Source organism: Enterobacter cloacae complex sp. SHL018 (assembly GCF_049237905.1).
Lineage (GTDB): Bacteria > Pseudomonadota > Gammaproteobacteria > Enterobacterales > Enterobacteriaceae > Enterobacter > Enterobacter hormaechei_C.
Genome location: NZ_JBMKJE010000001.1, coordinates 1,499,872 through 1,515,644, shown reverse-complemented (window position 1 = coordinate 1,515,644; position 15,773 = coordinate 1,499,872). Strand labels below are relative to the sequence as shown.

The 15,773-nt window shown below is 53.4% G+C and carries 16 protein-coding genes and 2 pseudogenes; 14 read left to right on the top strand and 4 right to left on the bottom strand.

Features of this window, described 5'->3' with window-relative positions; all coding sequences use genetic code 11:
- Window positions 1-66 precede the first annotated feature (66 nt).
- The 3 genes from ACOTY5_RS07350 (at window position 67) to tyrR (ending at window position 4,166) form a co-directional block, all read left to right on the top strand.
- Window positions 67-1,464 (top strand): YcjX family protein, encoded by a 1,398-nt coding sequence (locus tag ACOTY5_RS07350; protein ID WP_017382231.1) that lies wholly within the window; start codon window positions 67-69, stop codon window positions 1,462-1,464.
- Window positions 1,461-2,513 carry a YcjF family protein gene (locus ACOTY5_RS07345; protein WP_045142578.1) on the top strand — a complete coding sequence of 351 codons (1,053 nt, stop codon included), beginning with the start codon at window positions 1,461-1,463 and terminating at the stop codon, window positions 2,511-2,513. Before ACOTY5_RS07350 ends, ACOTY5_RS07345 begins: the two co-directional genes overlap by 4 nt.
- Window positions 2,514-2,624: 111 nt before the next feature.
- Window positions 2,625-4,166 carry a transcriptional regulator TyrR gene (gene tyrR, locus ACOTY5_RS07340; RefSeq protein ID WP_045142579.1) on the top strand — a complete coding sequence of 514 codons (1,542 nt, stop codon included), beginning with the start codon at window positions 2,625-2,627 and terminating at the stop codon, window positions 4,164-4,166.
- A gap of 34 nt (window positions 4,167-4,200) precedes the next feature.
- Here tyrR and tpx read toward each other — a convergent pair whose 3' ends face one another.
- Window positions 4,201-4,707 carry a thiol peroxidase gene (tpx, locus tag ACOTY5_RS07335; RefSeq protein WP_015570410.1) on the bottom strand — a complete coding sequence of 169 codons (507 nt, stop codon included), beginning with the start codon at window positions 4,705-4,707 and terminating at the stop codon, window positions 4,201-4,203.
- 105 nt (window positions 4,708-4,812) lie between these two features.
- Here tpx and ycjG point away from each other — a divergent pair, with 105 nt between their 5' ends.
- Complete coding sequence (gene ycjG, locus ACOTY5_RS07330) at window positions 4,813-5,778, top strand: L-Ala-D/L-Glu epimerase (RefSeq protein ID WP_006810802.1); 966 nt, start codon at window positions 4,813-4,815, stop codon at window positions 5,776-5,778.
- Here the strand turns inward: ycjG and mpaA are convergent.
- On the bottom strand, window positions 5,769-6,482 hold the full coding sequence (gene mpaA, locus ACOTY5_RS07325) for a murein tripeptide amidase MpaA (RefSeq protein ID WP_032673856.1): 714 nt from the start codon (window positions 6,480-6,482) through the stop codon (window positions 5,769-5,771). The two genes, ycjG and mpaA, sit on opposite strands and share 10 nt — an antisense overlap.
- A gap of 183 nt (window positions 6,483-6,665) precedes the next feature.
- On the opposite strand from mpaA, the gene ACOTY5_RS07320 reads away from it, so the two are divergent.
- From ACOTY5_RS07320 to dbpA, 7 genes and pseudogenes are all read left to right on the top strand, one after another.
- Window positions 6,666-8,282, top strand: a complete 1,617-nt coding sequence (locus tag ACOTY5_RS07320; RefSeq protein ID WP_045142580.1) for a peptide ABC transporter substrate-binding protein — start codon at window positions 6,666-6,668, stop codon at window positions 8,280-8,282.
- A 203-nt stretch (window positions 8,283-8,485) separates the two neighbouring features.
- A pseudogene (locus ACOTY5_RS07315) lies at window positions 8,486-8,626 on the top strand (hypothetical protein); the annotation flags it as partial.
- A gap of 58 nt (window positions 8,627-8,684) precedes the next feature.
- Window positions 8,685-9,143 (top strand): hypothetical protein, encoded by a 459-nt coding sequence (locus ACOTY5_RS07310; protein WP_421631887.1) that lies wholly within the window; start codon window positions 8,685-8,687, stop codon window positions 9,141-9,143.
- A 297-nt stretch (window positions 9,144-9,440) separates the two neighbouring features.
- Window positions 9,441-10,571 carry a methyl-accepting chemotaxis protein gene (locus tag ACOTY5_RS07305; RefSeq protein ID WP_080276444.1) on the top strand — a complete coding sequence of 377 codons (1,131 nt, stop codon included), beginning with the start codon at window positions 9,441-9,443 and terminating at the stop codon, window positions 10,569-10,571.
- A 90-nt stretch (window positions 10,572-10,661) separates the two neighbouring features.
- Window positions 10,662-11,645, top strand: a complete 984-nt coding sequence (gene zntB / locus ACOTY5_RS07300; protein WP_017382256.1) for a zinc transporter ZntB — start codon at window positions 10,662-10,664, stop codon at window positions 11,643-11,645.
- Between the two features lie 280 nt (window positions 11,646-11,925).
- On the top strand, window positions 11,926-12,072 hold the full coding sequence (locus tag ACOTY5_RS07295; RefSeq protein WP_275427718.1) for a hypothetical protein: 147 nt from the start codon (window positions 11,926-11,928) through the stop codon (window positions 12,070-12,072).
- Window positions 12,073-12,129: 57 nt separating this feature from the next.
- Window positions 12,130-13,503 carry an ATP-dependent RNA helicase DbpA gene (gene dbpA, locus ACOTY5_RS07290; protein ID WP_023296685.1) on the top strand — a complete coding sequence of 458 codons (1,374 nt, stop codon included), beginning with the start codon at window positions 12,130-12,132 and terminating at the stop codon, window positions 13,501-13,503.
- A gap of 43 nt (window positions 13,504-13,546) precedes the next feature.
- Here dbpA and ttcA read toward each other — a convergent pair whose 3' ends face one another.
- Window positions 13,547-14,482 (bottom strand): tRNA 2-thiocytidine(32) synthetase TtcA, encoded by a 936-nt coding sequence (gene ttcA, locus ACOTY5_RS07285; protein WP_062933955.1) that lies wholly within the window; start codon window positions 14,480-14,482, stop codon window positions 13,547-13,549.
- Window positions 14,483-14,531: 49 nt separating this feature from the next.
- Window positions 14,532-14,728: pseudogene (locus tag ACOTY5_RS07280) on the bottom strand (tyrosine-type recombinase/integrase); the annotation flags it as partial.
- Between the two features lie 70 nt (window positions 14,729-14,798).
- Between ACOTY5_RS07280 and ACOTY5_RS07275 the strand changes: the two are divergent.
- From ACOTY5_RS07275 to ACOTY5_RS07265, 3 genes are all read left to right on the top strand, one after another.
- Entirely contained in the window at window positions 14,799-14,930 is a 132-nt protein-coding gene (locus tag ACOTY5_RS07275; RefSeq protein ID WP_017693355.1) for a hypothetical protein, read from the top strand.
- A 219-nt stretch (window positions 14,931-15,149) separates the two neighbouring features.
- A complete protein-coding gene (locus ACOTY5_RS07270) occupies window positions 15,150-15,347 on the top strand; it encodes a hypothetical protein (protein ID WP_000790642.1) in 198 nt (65 codons plus the stop codon).
- A 2-nt stretch (window positions 15,348-15,349) separates the two neighbouring features.
- Window positions 15,350-15,772: a GFA family protein gene (locus ACOTY5_RS07265; protein ID WP_032669728.1), complete on the top strand. Its 423-nt coding sequence runs from the start codon at window positions 15,350-15,352 to the stop codon at window positions 15,770-15,772.
- Window position 15,773: the final 1 nt, after the last annotated feature.

The window sequence follows — 15,773 nt, the reverse complement described above, 5'->3', positions numbered from 1 at the left end:
GATCTGCCCCAATTTACTGTATTCTGAAGTGACTTTTTTCAGGGTTCCAGGCAATGAAGGACGGCGATGAAGCGACTTAAAAACGAATTCAATTCTCTGGTGAACCGTGGCGTTGATCGCCATCTGCGTCTTGCCGTGACGGGGCTGAGCCGCAGCGGTAAGACAGCATTCATTACGGCGATGGTCAATCAGCTGTTGAACCTGCATGCAGGGGCGCGCCTGCCACTGCTTAGCGCAGTGCGCGAGGAGCGGTTGCTTGGGGTGAAACGCGTACCGCAACGTGATTTTGGTATACCCCGTTTCACCTATGATGAAGGTCTGGCGCAGTTATACGGGGAGCCTCCCGCCTGGCCCACCCCGACGCGTGGCGTGAGCGAAATCCGTCTTGCGCTTCGTTTCCGCTCGAATGAATCCCTGATGCGTCACTTCAAAGAAACGTCCACGCTCTATCTCGAAATTGTGGATTACCCGGGAGAATGGCTGCTCGATTTACCGATGCTGGCGCAGGATTACCTGAGCTGGTCCCGACAGATGACCGGTCTGTTGCAGGGGCAGCGGGCAGAGTGGTCGACCAAATGGCGCCAGCTTTGCGAAGGACTGGATCCGCTGGCACCGGCGGATGAAAACCGTCTGGCCGTCATAGCCGAAGCCTGGACGGATTACCTGCATCAGTGCAAGCAGGAGGGGTTGCATTTTATTCAGCCGGGCCGCTTTGTTCTGCCGGGTGATTTAGCCGGTGCTCCCGCGCTACAGTTTTTCCCGTGGCCGGACGTTGACAGCATCGGTGAATCGAAACTGGCGCAGGCGGACAAGACCACCAACGCCGGTATGCTCCGCGAGCGATACAATTATTACTGTGAGAAGGTGGTTAAGGGCTTTTATAAAAATCACTTTTTACGCTTTGACCGCCAGATCGTACTGGTGGACTGCCTGCAACCGCTCAACAGCGGGCCGCAGGCGTTCAATGATATGCGGCTGGCGCTGACGCAGCTGATGCAAAGCTTTCATTATGGCCAGCGTACGCTGTTTCGCCGTTTGTTCTCGCCGGTCATCGACAAGCTGCTGTTTGCCGCCACAAAAGCTGACCATGTGACGGTCGATCAGCACGCCAACATGGTATCCCTGCTGCAACAGCTGGTGCAGGATGCCTGGCAGAATGCGGCCTTCGAAGGGATCAGCATGGATTGTCTGGGGCTGGCGTCCGTACAGGCTACGCAGAGTGGGTTGATTGATCTGAATGGCGAGAAAATTCCGGCCCTGCGGGGCAACCGTCTCAGCGACGGTGAGCCGCTCACGGTCTATCCGGGGGAAGTTCCGGCGCGTCTGCCGGGCCAGGCTTTCTGGCAAAGCCAGGGTTTTCAGTTCGAAGCCTTCCGTCCGCAGAGTATGAACGTTGACCAGCCATTGCCGCATATCCGTCTGGATGCCGCGCTGGAGTTTTTAATTGGAGATAAATTGCGATGACGGAACCGTTAAAACCACGCATTGATTTTACCGGCCAGCTTGAGCAGTCCCCGCATGAGGCGTTTAAAACGGCGCAAACCTTCAGCGGCCCGCAGGCCGACAACTTTGCTCCCGTGCTGGCAGACGAGCCGTTGGCTGAAGAGGGGCAGGCGGAAGCGGCGGTTGATGCGGCACTGCGCCCGAAACGCAGCCTGTGGCGCAAGATGGTGACCGCCGGGTTAGCCCTTTTTGGTGTGAGCGTAATCGGCCAGGGCGTGCAGTGGGGCGTCAATGCCTGGCAAACGCAGGACTGGGTGGCGCTGGGGGGATGCGCCGCCGGGGCGTTGATTGTTGGTGCGGGCGTTGGCTCGGTCGTTACCGAGTGGCGTCGCCTATGGCGTTTGCGTCAGCGTGCCCACGAACGCGATGAAGCGCGGGATCTGCTGCACAGTCACGGCACAGGAAAAGGGCGTGCTTTTTGTGAAAAGCTTGCGGCTCAGGCCGGGATTGATCACTCTCACCCGGCGCTTCAGCGCTGGTATGCGGCGATCCACGAAACCCAGAATGACCAGGAAGTGGTCACGCTCTATGCCCACATTGTTCAGCCGGTGCTGGATGCGCAGGCTCGTCGTGAGATCAGCCGCTCGGCGGCGGAATCTACCCTGATGATCGCCGTCAGTCCGCTGGCGATGGTAGACATGGCCTTTATCGCCTGGCGCAACCTGCGCCTGATCAACCGCATCGCCAGACTGTATGGCATCGAGCTTGGTTATTACAGCCGGCTGCGCCTGTTCAAACTGGTATTGCTGAATATCGCCTTCGCCGGGGCAAGCGAACTGGTACGGGAGGTCGGGATGGACTGGATGTCGCAGGATCTTGCGGCGCGTCTCTCTGCCCGGGCGGCGCAGGGGATTGGTGCCGGTCTGCTGACGGCACGCCTGGGCATCAAAGCGATGGAGGTTTGTCGTCCACTCCCCTGGATCGATGGCGATAAGCCGCGGCTGGGGGATTTCCGTCGCGAATTGATTGGCCAGCTTAAAGAGACGCTCAATAAAAAACCTGCTCAGTGAGGTTTTGTTTACTAATCGTGCGGGCTGTCAATATTTGTTGACAGCCACCTTCCCGAACACCGTGATCTGACATATCATTTTACTGTTATTGGCTTAAACGGTGAATTTCCCATGCGTCTGGAAGTCTTTTGTGAGGACCGTCTCGGTCTGACCCGCGAGTTACTCGATCTTCTTGTTTTACGTAGCATTGATTTACGTGGCATAGAGATCGACCCTGTCGGGCGAATTTACCTCAATTTTGCCGAAATTGAATTTAATACCTTCAGTAGCCTGATGGCGGAAATCCGCCGTATCGCTGGCGTTACGGATGTACGCACCATCCCCTGGATGCCGTCCGAGCGGGAACATCTTGCGCTGAGCGCGCTGCTGGAAGCAATGCCGGAGCCGTTTCTCTCTCTCGATCTGAAAAATAAAGTCGAGCGCGTTAACCAGGCCAGCTGCCAGCTGTTTGCGCAGACTCAGGAAAAACTTATCGGGCACCACGCCACGCAACTGATCACCGGGTTTAATTTCCAGCGCTGGCTGGACAGCAACCCGCAAAATACCCATAGCGAGCACGTCGTCATCAACGGACAGAATTTCCTGATGGAGATCACGCCGGTCTACCTGAAAGGGGAAAATGCCGCGCGGGTGCTGACCGGCGCAGTGATCATGCTGCGCTCCACGGTGCGCATGGGGCGTCAGTTACAGAACCTTTCCAGCCAGGACGTCTGCGCATTCAGCCAGATTATTGCGGTGAGCCCGAAGATGCGTCATGTAATCGACCAGGCGCGCAAGCTGGCAAATCTTACGGCGCCGCTGCTGATTACCGGGGATACCGGTACGGGGAAAGATCTGCTGGCGCATGCTGTGCACATGGCCAGCCCGCGTGCGGCAAAACCGTATCTGGCGCTGAACTGCGCCTCTATTCCTGAAGATGCGGTGGAAAGTGAGCTGTTCGGGCATGCGCCGGAAGGTAAAAAAGGCTTCTTTGAACAGGCGAATGGCGGCTCGGTGCTGCTGGACGAGATTGGCGAAATGTCGCCACGCATGCAGGCGAAACTGCTTCGTTTTCTCAATGACGGCACGTTTCGCCGCGTGGGGGAAGATCATGAAGTACACGTGGATGTGCGCGTCATCTGCGCCACCCAGAAAAACCTGGTGGAGCTGGTGCAGAAAGGGGTATTCCGCGAAGATCTCTACTATCGTCTCAACGTTCTGACGCTCAATATTCCGCCGCTGCGCGATTGCCCGCAGGACATCATGCCGTTGACAGAACTGTTCGTGGCCCGTTTTGCCGACGAGCAGGGCGTGCCGCGTCCGAAGCTCTCTGCCGACCTGGGCACCGTGCTGACGCGTTACGGCTGGCCGGGCAATATTCGTCAGCTTAAAAATGCGGTCTATCGCGCATTAACTCAGCTTGAAGGGTATGAACTGCGCCCTCAGGATATTCTGTTGCCGGATTACGATGCCGGGACGGTCTCGGTAGGCGAAGAGGCAATGGAAGGCTCGCTGGATGACATCACCAGCCGTTTCGAGCGTTCGGTGTTAACGCAGCTTTATCGCAGCTATCCGAGCACGCGCAAGCTGGCTAAACGTCTTGGGGTGTCTCATACCGCGATTGCGAATAAGCTGCGCGAGTATGGGTTAAATCAGAAGAAGGGTGACGAATAAATAAAAAAGCCTCTTTGCAGAGGCTTTTTTACGTTTAGGCTTTAAGCGCCTCAAGTGCAGCGGTGTAATCCGGTTCGGTAGTGATTTCGTTAACCAGCTCACTGAAAACAACGTTGTCGTTTTCGTCGATCACCAGCACCGCACGAGCAGCCAGACCTTTCAGCGCGCCTTCGGAGATGGCAACACCGTATTTTTCCAGGAAATCCGGGCTGCGCAGAGTGGAAAGGGTGATGACGTTGCTCAGGCCTTCAGCGCCGCAGAAGCGGGACTGGGCAAACGGCAGGTCAGCAGAAATGCACAGCACTACGGTGTTGTTCATTTCGGTCGCCAGCTGGTTGAATTTACGCACTGATGCAGCGCAAACGCCAGTATCGATGCTTGGGAAAATGTTCAGGACTTTACGTTTGCCAGCAAACTGGCTCAGCGTGACGTCAGACAGATCTTTAGCCACCAGAGTAAAAGGCTGTGCTTTGCTGCCAGACTGTGGGATGGAACCTGCAACAGCAACCGGGTTGCCCTGGAAATGAACGAGTTGTGACATAGATATCTTCCTGTTTACAAATAGTTAACGTCGTGGCTAGTGTATGTCATCCGCAGTTAGCACGGCAAACCAATTTTATGCCTACCGGCCTGCAAGGAGTCAGTGATGAGAAGCGTTAAGGTCTATGAAGAAGCCTGGCCATTGCACACCCCGTTTGTGATTTCGCGCGGCAGCCGTAGTGAGGCCTGCGTGGTCGTGGTTGAATGTGAAGAGGATGGCGTGAAAGGTGTCGGGGAATGTACCCCTTATCCTCGCTATGGAGAAAGCCTGGCGTCAGTCATGGCGCAAATTATGACGGTAGTGCCCGAATTGCAGGCGGGCCTGACGCGTGAGGCTCTTCAGCAGCGGTTGCCAGCTGGCGCCGCGCGCAACGCGATTGACTGCGCGCTCTGGAGTCTGGAAGCGGCGAAACAACACAAACCGCTTCCTTCGCTGCTGAACATGACTCTGCCGCAATCGATCGTCACCGCGCAAACGGTGGTCATTGGTGAACCTGAGCAAATGGCGGCCAGCGCCCAGGCGTTATATGCCACCGGTGCAACATTATTAAAGGTGAAGCTCGACGATCGTCTGATTAGCGAACGCATGGTCGCCATTCGTGCGGCGGTGCCTGATGCCACCCTGATCGTCGACGCGAATGAATCCTGGCACAGCGAAGGGCTGGCAGCCCGTTGTCAGCTGCTTGCCGATCTGAACGTTGCCATGCTGGAACAACCCCTCCCGGCAGAAGATGATGATGCGCTGGCGAATTTTATTCATCCGCTTCCCGTCTGTGCAGATGAAAGCTGTCATACCCGTGAGAGCCTGTCTTCCCTCAAGGGGCGCTACGAAATGGTGAACATCAAGCTGGATAAAACAGGCGGATTAACCGAGGCCCTTGCTCTGGCAAAAGATGCGCAGGCGCAAGGCTTCACTCTGATGCTGGGCTGCATGTTGTGCACTTCCAGAGCGATTGGCGCTGCACTCCCGCTGGTAAACAGCGTGCGTTTTGCCGATTTGGATGGCCCAACCTGGCTGGCGGTTGATGTTTCACCTGCTCTGAATTTTACTTCCGGCGTACTTCATCTTTGAGGCTGCCAGCGCAGGAGATCTGTCATCGCCCGCAGGTATTTTTCGCTCGCTTCATCTGACGAGATGGGCGGAAACTCAGCGGTGATACAGTGAAGGCCGAGGTCCGCGCACCAGCTGCCAAACGACCCGGGTGTTTCATAGCCAACGCTGGTCACCAGAGGAAGCGCAAACGCATCCGCCAGCCACTGCCCGAGCGCCGTATGGCGAGGATCTTCAATACAGGCGAGGGGATCGTGGAAAGAGACAACCCAGGCCGGGTGGATCTTATGAATAAGCTGGCACAACGCCTGAGTTTCCGGTTCGGACCCAGGTTTATCTCCCGTGAGCAAAACCACATCTCGCTCCTGAGCAGAACTGTTCCAGCGATATACCGTTTCACCGGCGCGCCAGTTTGCCGCCGGGAAGTTCCTGTTAAGGTCAACGCCTCGTGCATTCGCCCGTAATCCAAGCTGACAACCGTCCGGATTGACGGTCAAAATGACATGATGACGTCGTAAATCGGGAGACAGCGTACGCAGCGCGCACGAAAGCGTCACAACAGATGAGTTTTCATCGCCATGGGTGCCCGCAATAATTAAGCCGCTATTACGATCGGCCTCGGGTGCCGGAAACCAGATCAGTGGCGCGCCTAAAAACGAGCGGCCATAATGTTCAGTCCCGGGCGGGAAGGCACCGCGTTCCGTTCTTGGTCGGGTAGTTGCCATAGTAAACCCTGATAATAAAGTCACTTCTGGCAGTGTTGTGCAAAACTCGCGGTTAATCAAATAGTTTCCGTATGTGGTGAAAATTGCCTGGCATCAACTTTCCGGAGGAAGCATTTGCATTTCTCCGTTTCGAAACAAATAATTACGCATCTGCCTGTTACCTGACATCATTAAGGGGATCGTATGAAGCATCCTGTTTCGCTTCTTTGTACTGCGCTGTGGCTGTGCGGAGTTTCTTCACTTTCATATGCTGCGGAGGTTCCCGGGGGAACGGTTCTGGCGCAAAAGCAGGAGCTGGTTCGACACATCAAAGATGAACCCGCTTCGCTCGATCCGGCAAAAGCGGTGGGATTGCCCGAGATTCAGGTGATCCGAGACCTCTATGAAGGGCTGGTAAATCAGAACGAAAAAGGGGAGTTAGTGCCCGGCGTGGCGACGCGCTGGCAGAGTAATGATAACCGTGTCTGGACGTTCACGTTGCGGGATAACGCCAAATGGTCTGACGGTACTCCGGTGACGGCACAAGATTTTGTCTACAGCTGGCGTCGTCTGGTTGATCCCAAAACAACCTCACCTTTCGCCTGGTTTGCAGCGCTGGCGGGCATTAACAATGCCCAGGCCATTATCGATGGCAAAGCTGCTCCGGATACCCTCGGCGTGACGGCGGTCGATGCTAAAACGCTGCGCGTGCAGCTGGACAAACCGCTGCCCTGGTTCAGCAATCTGACGGCTAACTTCGCGTTTTATCCTGTTCGAAAGGCCAACGTAGAAAGCGGTAAGGAATGGACGCGCCCAGGCGCGCTCATTGGCAACGGTGCGTATGTGCTGAAAGATCGCGTCGTGAATGAAAAACTGGTGGTTGAGCCAAATTCACATTACTGGGATAACGCCAATACGGTGCTGAAAAAAGTCACCTTTGTGCCGATCAACCAGGAGTCTTCAGCGACCAAACGCTACCTGGCGGGCGATATAGATATTACAGAATCATTTCCGAAAAACATGTACCAGAAGCTGCTTAAAGATATTCCGGGACAGGTGTATACACCGCCACAGCTTGGGACTTATTACTATGCGTTTAACACGCAAAAAGGCCCAACCGCGGATGCCCGCGTACGTCTGGCGCTGAGCATGACGATCGATCGGCGCATTATGGCCGAAAAAGTCCTGGGAACCGGTGAGAAACCGGCCTGGCATTTTACCCCTGATGTTACTGCCGGTTTTACGCCGGAAACCTCGCCATTTGAGCAGATGTCGCAGCAGGAACTCAATGCACAGGCGAAAACGTTGCTCCAGGCCGCAGGCTATGGTCCTCAGCGTCCGCTTAAATTAACGCTGCTGTACAACACATCTGAAAACCATCAGAAGATTGCGATTGCCGTCGCCTCTATGTGGAAGAAAAATCTGGGGGTTGACGTTAAGTTGCAGAATCAGGAGTGGAAAACCTACATCGACAGCCGCAATACCGGCAATTTTGACGTCATCCGTGCGTCGTGGGTAGGGGACTACAATGAGCCGTCGACATTCCTGTCGTTGCTGACCTCCTCCCACAGCGGGAATATCTCACGATTCAACGATCCTGCTTACGATAAGATTATTCACCAGGCGACGCTCGAAACCACTGAAAAAGCGCGTAATGCAGACTACAACATGGCCGAGAAGATCCTCGCTGAAAAAGCGCCCATTGCTCCAATTTATCAGTACACCAATGGCCGTCTCATCAAGCCATGGGTAAAAGGTTATCCGATAAATAACCCAGAGGATGTTGCATATAGCCGAACAATGTATATTGAAAAGCACTAAAAAAGAGGTCAGGGCGCTACGTGATTATGGTAAACACCCATTAACCGCATAAGCGCCCGCTCTAAGGGTTGATAGTTTTACAGCCTGGTTATTACCGAATATCCCCTTCATATCAGCCCATCACTTATTGTCATGATGAATATCTTCAGAGAGATTTTTTCTCCCGTTTATCGAAAAATGCGTAGTCATTTATTCGCCATACCGTTCCGCTTGAGGAGCAGCTTCGTCTGCTTTCCATTTTACCTGCCGGGCAACCCCTGTCAGCAGCGCAGCTAAACCAGACCGAACAGCATCTTCAGCAGTTGATTGCCAGCTATGCCCTGCTGAAGCACCAAAAAGAATAATGAGACTGGCGAAAAACACGGAGTTGACATGTCAGCAAGATAGCGTTTTTTTAAGAAAGTGCAACAGAATATCGGGGACAAACCAATCTATGTTAATACGGCTGAGGCCGAAGTCAGGACGTTTTGTGAGCGGATGGAGGATCTTGCGCAGCAAATCATTACATGGTTTGAAGGTTCTGGTATTGAAATAATTTTATCTAAAAAACATATCACCGATTTAAGTACGGTTGGCTACAGCCTCAGTAGCGGTATATGTCGTTATGCTATTACGACGATCATTTTGCAAAATGGGGATCGCAGCGTCACCATTATGCCAGAACAGGTGATCAGGGGGCCGGAGAAGGGGTGTGTGACGATGAGTATTAATGTCCCCGATAGTCTGTCGGGGGCGAGGATATTCCATTTAAGCATGGCGCCTGATACAGGCTGGTATATTCGTCGCGGGCATCAAAGTGCAAAAGAGAATATTCTCATGAATGAGGACTGCTTTTTCCAGACTATCGACTATCTGGCCTGAACGTAAGCCACTCTAACGGGAGGGGCGCGTATTAACTACGTTAACTTATTAAGCACCACTAAACAACGGCGCCCTACAGTACCCCTCCTTAAATATATAATTACCGTTATGGAAGGGGTATCAGCAACCCAACGACAAGCCAGATATTTAGCGTAAAACATGCTTTTTATCCGCCCTAAGTAAAACTGCGCAAATCAAACTGCAAAACAACAAACCAGCGACGAACGTGAGGACAAATTCGTATGGCAATGCTATAACCCTTAATGCCAACCAAAATATAATGTCCCAGGAAAACGTATGCTAAGAAATATTAGTGTCAGAACGTTCATTGTCTATTTCCTTTTATGTGTATTTTTGGTAAGTGATGGAGTTATAGCGCTATTTTCACGGAATTCTTCGCTTTTTATTGCAGTCATAATTGTACAATTCATCGCCTTATTTTTACTCTGGGCGTACATGACCAAATATCTTGTGACGCCGATCAATACGGTGAAAAAAAGTATTGAAGAAGTAACGTCAGGCAAACTTGGCGTGTCGATACCTGAATTTGGCAACAACTGTGCGGGACGACTGATCCCCGGGATTAATAGTCTCTCCAGCAACATTGCAACGCTGGTCCGTGAGATCCGCGCCTCCTCGCAAACCGCGATGACCCTGTCAGATCAACTCTCTTCACGCAGCGCGCAGCTTTCCGTCAAAACAGAACAGCAGTCAGCTTCGCTGGTGCAAACGGCAGCCAGCATGGAAGAGATGGCTGCAAGTACAAAAAATAATGCCGACAATACCCGTTTAGCCAGCGAGCAGGCGAATATCGCGACGTTACAGGCGCGTAAAGGCGGAGAATTAATGGGGCAGGTCGCGAACAATATGCAGTCGATTACCGACTGCGCCCAGCAAATGACAGAGATTATCTCGCTGATTGACGGTATCGCTTTTCAGACCAATATTCTGGCGCTTAACGCCGCCGTTGAAGCGGCAAGAGCGGGCGACCATGGTAAAGGATTTTCTGTGGTCGCGGGTGAGGTGAGAAGCCTGGCGCATCGTAGCGCCGAAGCGGCAAAAAATATTAAGTCACTGATTGAAGTTACCAGCCATAACGTGACGCAGGGCGTTAACGTGGTCTCTGAAGCCGAAAAAAACATGCATGACATTGTTACCGGTTCGGGCAATGTGAGCAGACTGATGGATGAAATATCCGCCTCAACCTCAGAACAGGAAAAAGGTATTTCACAAATTACGCAGGCATTATCAGAGCTTGAACGCGTAACGCAGAGCAACGTGTCGATGGTTGAGGAACTCAATGGATCGTCAGATGTGCTGCGCAATCAGGTGATTGAGCTCCAGACACGAACACGTAATTTCCGTCTGGAAAATGAGTTCCAGACTGACAATGCGTTAAGAAGCCGCGAATGGGCGGTGAATTCCTGAACGTATTCAGGACGATGCCTCACATAATTATTGCTTAACCCTCGGCGAAAGCTAGACTGACACCGAAAGAGATAAAACGGTGGAGGCGCTGTGGAGAGCATTAAAGGGTCTGAGGTTAACGTACCTGACGCAGTTTTTGCATGGGTGTTTGATGGACAAGGCGGCGCAAGGCCGCTTGAAGATCAGGATCACATCGACAGCGAACATCCATGCTGGCTGCACCTCAACTACACGCACCCGGACAGCGCCGAGTGGCTCGCGTCCACGCCGCTACTGCCCAACAACGTTCGGGATGCGCTGGCGGGAGAAAGTCTCAGACCCCGCGTCAGCCGGATGGGTGAGGGGACGTTAATTACGCTGCGTTGTATAAACGGCAGTACGGATGAGCGTCCGGATCAGCTGGTGGCAATGCGTGTTTATATGGATGAACGGCTGATTGTTTCCACCCGCCAGAGAAAAGTGCTGGCGCTGGATGACGTCATTAACGATCTGAAAGAGGGCACGGGGCCTACGGATTGCGGCAGCTGGCTGGTGGATGTGTGTGATGCGCTGACCGATCATGCCAGCGAGTTTATAGAAGAACTTCACGATAAAATCATCGATCTGGAAGATAACCTGCTCGATCAGCAAATCCCCCCACGTGGTTTTCTGGCGCTGCTGCGTAAGCAGCTCATCGTGATGCGCCGCTATATGACCCCTCAGCGCGACGTTTATGCGCGGCTGGCCAGCGAACGCATGAGCTGGATGAACGACGATCAACGCCGCAGAATGCAGGATATCGCTGACCGGCTCGGACGTGGACTGGACGAGATTGACTCATGTATTGCCAGAACGGCAGTCATGGCGGATGAGATAGCCCAGGTGATGCAGGAGTCGTTAGCCAGGAGAACGTACACCATGTCGCTGATGGCGATGGTCTTTTTACCGAGTACCTTCCTGACGGGGTTGTTTGGCGTAAACCTCGGAGGGATCCCCGGCGGTGAATATCACTATGGCTTCACCACGTTTTGCGTCATGTTAGTGGTTTTGATTGGGGGTGTTGCATGGTGGTTGCATCGTAGTAAATGGCTGTAAATTTACGCTTTTCTGAGGCAGAGTCGGCTTCAAAACGACATTTTAATTGAGCGAAGTCAATAAACTCCGACCATGTTAGGTGCAATATTACTCCCGCAGGTGAATGCAACGTCAAGCGATGGGCGTTGCGCTCCATATTGTCTTACTTCCTTTTTTTGAATTACTGCATAGCACAATTGATTCGTACGACGCCGACTTCATAGTCGGCTTTTTTTTGCCTCCTGTTTATCTGCGTCTACCCTTTAGGAGTAAGCACCCTAATCTGGAGGAAAAGATGAGTATGCTACTTGCCCTGCAACGCCTCAACACCTGGCAGTCCGATCCGGTGCCCACCGATCCGACGCCGATACCCGATCCTGTCCCACGTCCGCAGCCGATGCCGGATCCGCCGCCCGATGAAGAACCGATTAAATTGTCGCATCGTTAGCGCAGATCTGCGAGGATACGCGCCATCTGACTGCAATCATTACCACGAGAGTATATTGTGACCGCTTTTTCCACGCTGAACGTTCTGCCTGAAGCCCAACTGACTAACCTGAATGAGTTGGGCTACCTCACTATGACCCCTGTCCAGGCCGCCGCGCTGCCGGCTATCCTTGAAGGCCGTGACGTGCGCGTGCAGGCGAAAACCGGCAGTGGAAAAACGGCTGCATTCGGGCTAGGCCTGTTACAACACATTGATGCAACCCTGTTTCAGACTCAGTCCCTGATACTCTGCCCGACGCGCGAGCTGGCCGACCAGGTCGCGGGTGAGCTGCGTCGTCTGGCGCGTTTTTTGCCTAACACTAAAATTTTAACGCTCTGCGGCGGGCAACCGTTCGGAGCGCAGCGCGATTCCCTTCAGCACGCGCCGCATATCATTGTGGCAACGCCGGGCCGTCTGCTCGATCACCTGCAAAAAGGCACTGTTTCACTCGATGCACTGCAAACGCTGGTGATGGATGAAGCTGACCGCATGCTGGATATGGGCTTCAGCGATGCGATTGACGAAGTGATCCGCTTTGCCCCAGCCACACGCCAGACGCTGCTCTTTTCTGCCACCTGGCCCGAGGCGATTGCAGCGATCAGCGGGCGCGTGCAGAAGAACCCGCTGACCATTGAAATCGATACTGTCGATGCGTTACCGGCGATTGAGCAGCAGTTCTTCGAGACATCGCAGCACGGCAAAATTCCACTGCTACAAAAATTGCTGAGCCAACACCAGCCAGCGTCCTGCGTGGTGTTCTGTAATACCAAAAAAGATTGTCAGGCGGTGTGCGATGCTCTGAATGATGCCGGACAGAGCGCATTATCGCTGCATGGCGATCTGGAACAGCGCGAGCGCGATCAGACGCTGGTGCGTTTCGCTAACGGCAGCGCTCGCGTGCTGGTTGCAACGGATGTGGCGGCCCGTGGCCTGGATATTAAATCGCTTGAGCTGGTGGTGAATTTCGAACTGGCATGGGATCCGGAAGTGCATGTCCACCGCATCGGGCGTACCGCGCGCGCAGGTAACAGTGGTCTCGCCATCAGCTTCTGCGCACCTGAAGAGGCGCAGCGCGCCAATATTCTTGCGGAAATGCTGCAACTAAAACTCAACTGGGTGAATGCCCCAGGTAATATCAGCATCGCTCCGCTGGCGGCGGAGATGGCCACCCTGTGCATCGACGGCGGTAAAAAGGCCAAAATGCGTCCCGGTGACGTTCTGGGGGCGTTAACTGGGGATATCGGTCTCGACGGGGCAGATATTGGCAAGATCACGGTCCATCCTGCGCATGTCTACGTAGCGGTTCGCCAGTCGGTTGCACATAAGGCCTGGAAACAGTTGCAGGGCGGGAAGATTAAAGGGAAGACCTGCCGCGTTCGACTGCTGAAATAAGCTTAAAACGCGTCTCAGAAACGATATCTGAGACGCTGCCAGGTTACTTGACTTCTACCACGTTCAGGCGCAGTTCATCGAATTGCGCATCCTCTTCCTCTGGCTGCCAGCCAGCAGGCTGCATCGGGATCTCTTCGCGGTCAAACGCCAGATCCCCGCCATTCACCACCTCTGAACCGTGGTTAATCCCTTTGAAATCGAACAGTTCAACGTCGGCCAGGTGCGAAGGCACCACGTTCTGCATGGCGCTGAACATGGTTTCGATGCGGCCCGGATAGCGTTTATTCCAGTCACGCAGCATGTCGCCAATGACCTGACGTTGCAGGTTCGGCTGTGAGCCGCACAGATTGCACGGAATGATAGGGAAGGCTTTGGCCTGGGAGAAACGCTCAATGTCTTTCTCGCGGCAGTAGGCGAGTGGGCGGATCACGATGTGTTTGCCGTCGTCGCTCATCAGCTTCGGTGGCATTCCCTTCATTTTGCCGCCATAGAACATATTCAGAAACAGCGTTTGCAGAATGTCGTCCCGGTGATGACCAAGCGCAATCTTGGTGGCGCCCAGTTCGGTTGCGGTGCGGTACAGAATGCCGCGACGCAAACGTGAGCAGAGCGAGCAGGTCGTTTTGCCCTCTGGGATCTTCTCTTTAACAATGCCGTAGGTATTCTCTTCTACGATTTTGTACTCAACGCCCAGGTTCTCAAGGTACTCCGGCAGGATATGTTCCGGGAAGCCGGGCTGTTTCTGATCGAGGTTAACCGCGACCAGGGAAAAGTTCACCGGTGCGCTTTGCTGTAGATTGCGCAGGATCTCCAGCATGGTGTAGCTGTCTTTACCGCCCGACAGGCAGACCATGATGCGATCGCCTTCTTCAATCATGTTGAAGTCTGCAATGGCTTCGCCCACGTTACGGCGCAGTCGCTTTTGCAGTTTATTCAGGTTGTACTGTTCTTTCTTGTTAATTTCTTGATTTTGTTGCATCTATTCGTTACTCAGATCTCAAATGGGGCACAGGGTGAGGAAAACGATTTCAAAGCGTCAGCTTCGTGTTCATCTCTTCTATCCATGTAGCATAGATTTCATACACCATCTGCGCATGTACGTGCCCCATCTGGTTGCGATAAAAGACGGGTTTGCGGCTACCGGTAAAAACCAGCATGCGAAAGTGTGTCGTGTATGGTACGGATTGCAGCGCCGAATGCCAGCACGATTTACAAATGAGCTCCACAGGAGAAGTTTGGTTAAGACTGAAGGGTTGTCTACACTTACAGCTTACGCAGTAAAAACGGAGGTGAAAATGACTGACCGTCCCGTTAATGGTGACCATCCTGATTATAATCCCAGCCCGGATAACCCGGACAAGGATGGAAAAAAACCGAAAGATGATCCTGGCTCAGCGCCTGAATCAGGCGATAAAGATCCAGAGTAATGACCTGCCGCCTTTTCGAAGGCGGTTTTAACACCCATTCGGCCTCTCTATGCGCACCGCTATTCATGTTGTCCTCTTCAACGTTGTCTGATAACCGCTCAGAACCCCTACTGTTTTGCCTGGCGAACAGCTGAGATAAAGCACGGATCTCATTCCCGCGTACCAGCGCGTTTTACATTTCTCCTGCTACGCTTTTGAGGGGGACAAGGGAGCGCTTCTATGAAAAATAAAGACGAGCAGACAGGATTAGTTGGGCTGGCGATTGGTGCCGCCGTTATCGGGCTGGTTTCATCCCAGAAGATCATCAACCGTGAAAGTATTGTCGCTGAGCTGGTAAGGCTCGGCAGGCAGAAGGGGGATGGTGTCGAAGATGAGGTCTTTTTAAAAGCGGCTGAGTTAGTGAGAAAAGGAGTATAACGATGGCTGACATTCGTCATGCACAGTGTCATTGTGGGGCGGTGAAATTTACGGTTGAGCTGTCGGACGGCCTGAATACCGCACGTCGATGTAGCTGCTCGTTTTGCAGGATGCGTGGGGCGGTAGTGGTTTCAGCGCCTTTGACGGGCATTAAGGTGACGCAGGGCGCGGACACGCTCACAGAGTACCGTTTCAACACCGGCACGGCGCGCCATTTCTTCTGTTCGATCTGCGGTATTTACACGTTCCACCAACGACGTTCCAATCCCAATGAATATGGTGTGAATGTCGCCTGTCTGGAAAATGTCACGCCATTCGACTTCCCGGAAGTGGTGGTAATGGATGGAGTAAATCACCCTATGGATGGCGACAGCGGGGTATTTGGCTATCTCTCTTTTCGCAAAGAACAGGCGAAACAGCGATAAA

Coding starts and splice junctions, on each gene's coding strand:
- ttcA (WP_062933955.1), bottom strand. CDS start 14,482: ATGCAACAAAATCAAGAAATTAACAAGAAAGAACAGTACAACCTGAAT.
- ACOTY5_RS07275 (WP_017693355.1), top strand. CDS start 14,799: ATGACTGACCGTCCCGTTAATGGTGACCATCCTGATTATAATCCCAGC.
- ACOTY5_RS07270 (WP_000790642.1), top strand. CDS start 15,150: ATGAAAAATAAAGACGAGCAGACAGGATTAGTTGGGCTGGCGATTGGT.
- ACOTY5_RS07345 (WP_045142578.1), top strand. CDS start 1,461: ATGACGGAACCGTTAAAACCACGCATTGATTTTACCGGCCAGCTTGAG.
- ACOTY5_RS07305 (WP_080276444.1), top strand. CDS start 9,441: ATGCTAAGAAATATTAGTGTCAGAACGTTCATTGTCTATTTCCTTTTA.
- ACOTY5_RS07295 (WP_275427718.1), top strand. CDS start 11,926: ATGCTACTTGCCCTGCAACGCCTCAACACCTGGCAGTCCGATCCGGTG.
- ACOTY5_RS07350 (WP_017382231.1), top strand. CDS start 67: ATGAAGCGACTTAAAAACGAATTCAATTCTCTGGTGAACCGTGGCGTT.
- ACOTY5_RS07320 (WP_045142580.1), top strand. CDS start 6,666: ATGAAGCATCCTGTTTCGCTTCTTTGTACTGCGCTGTGGCTGTGCGGA.
- mpaA (WP_032673856.1), bottom strand. CDS start 6,482: ATGGCAACTACCCGACCAAGAACGGAACGCGGTGCCTTCCCGCCCGGG.
- ycjG (WP_006810802.1), top strand. CDS start 4,813: ATGAGAAGCGTTAAGGTCTATGAAGAAGCCTGGCCATTGCACACCCCG.
- tpx (WP_015570410.1), bottom strand. CDS start 4,707: ATGTCACAACTCGTTCATTTCCAGGGCAACCCGGTTGCTGTTGCAGGT.
- tyrR (WP_045142579.1), top strand. CDS start 2,625: ATGCGTCTGGAAGTCTTTTGTGAGGACCGTCTCGGTCTGACCCGCGAG.
- ACOTY5_RS07265 (WP_032669728.1), top strand. CDS start 15,350: ATGGCTGACATTCGTCATGCACAGTGTCATTGTGGGGCGGTGAAATTT.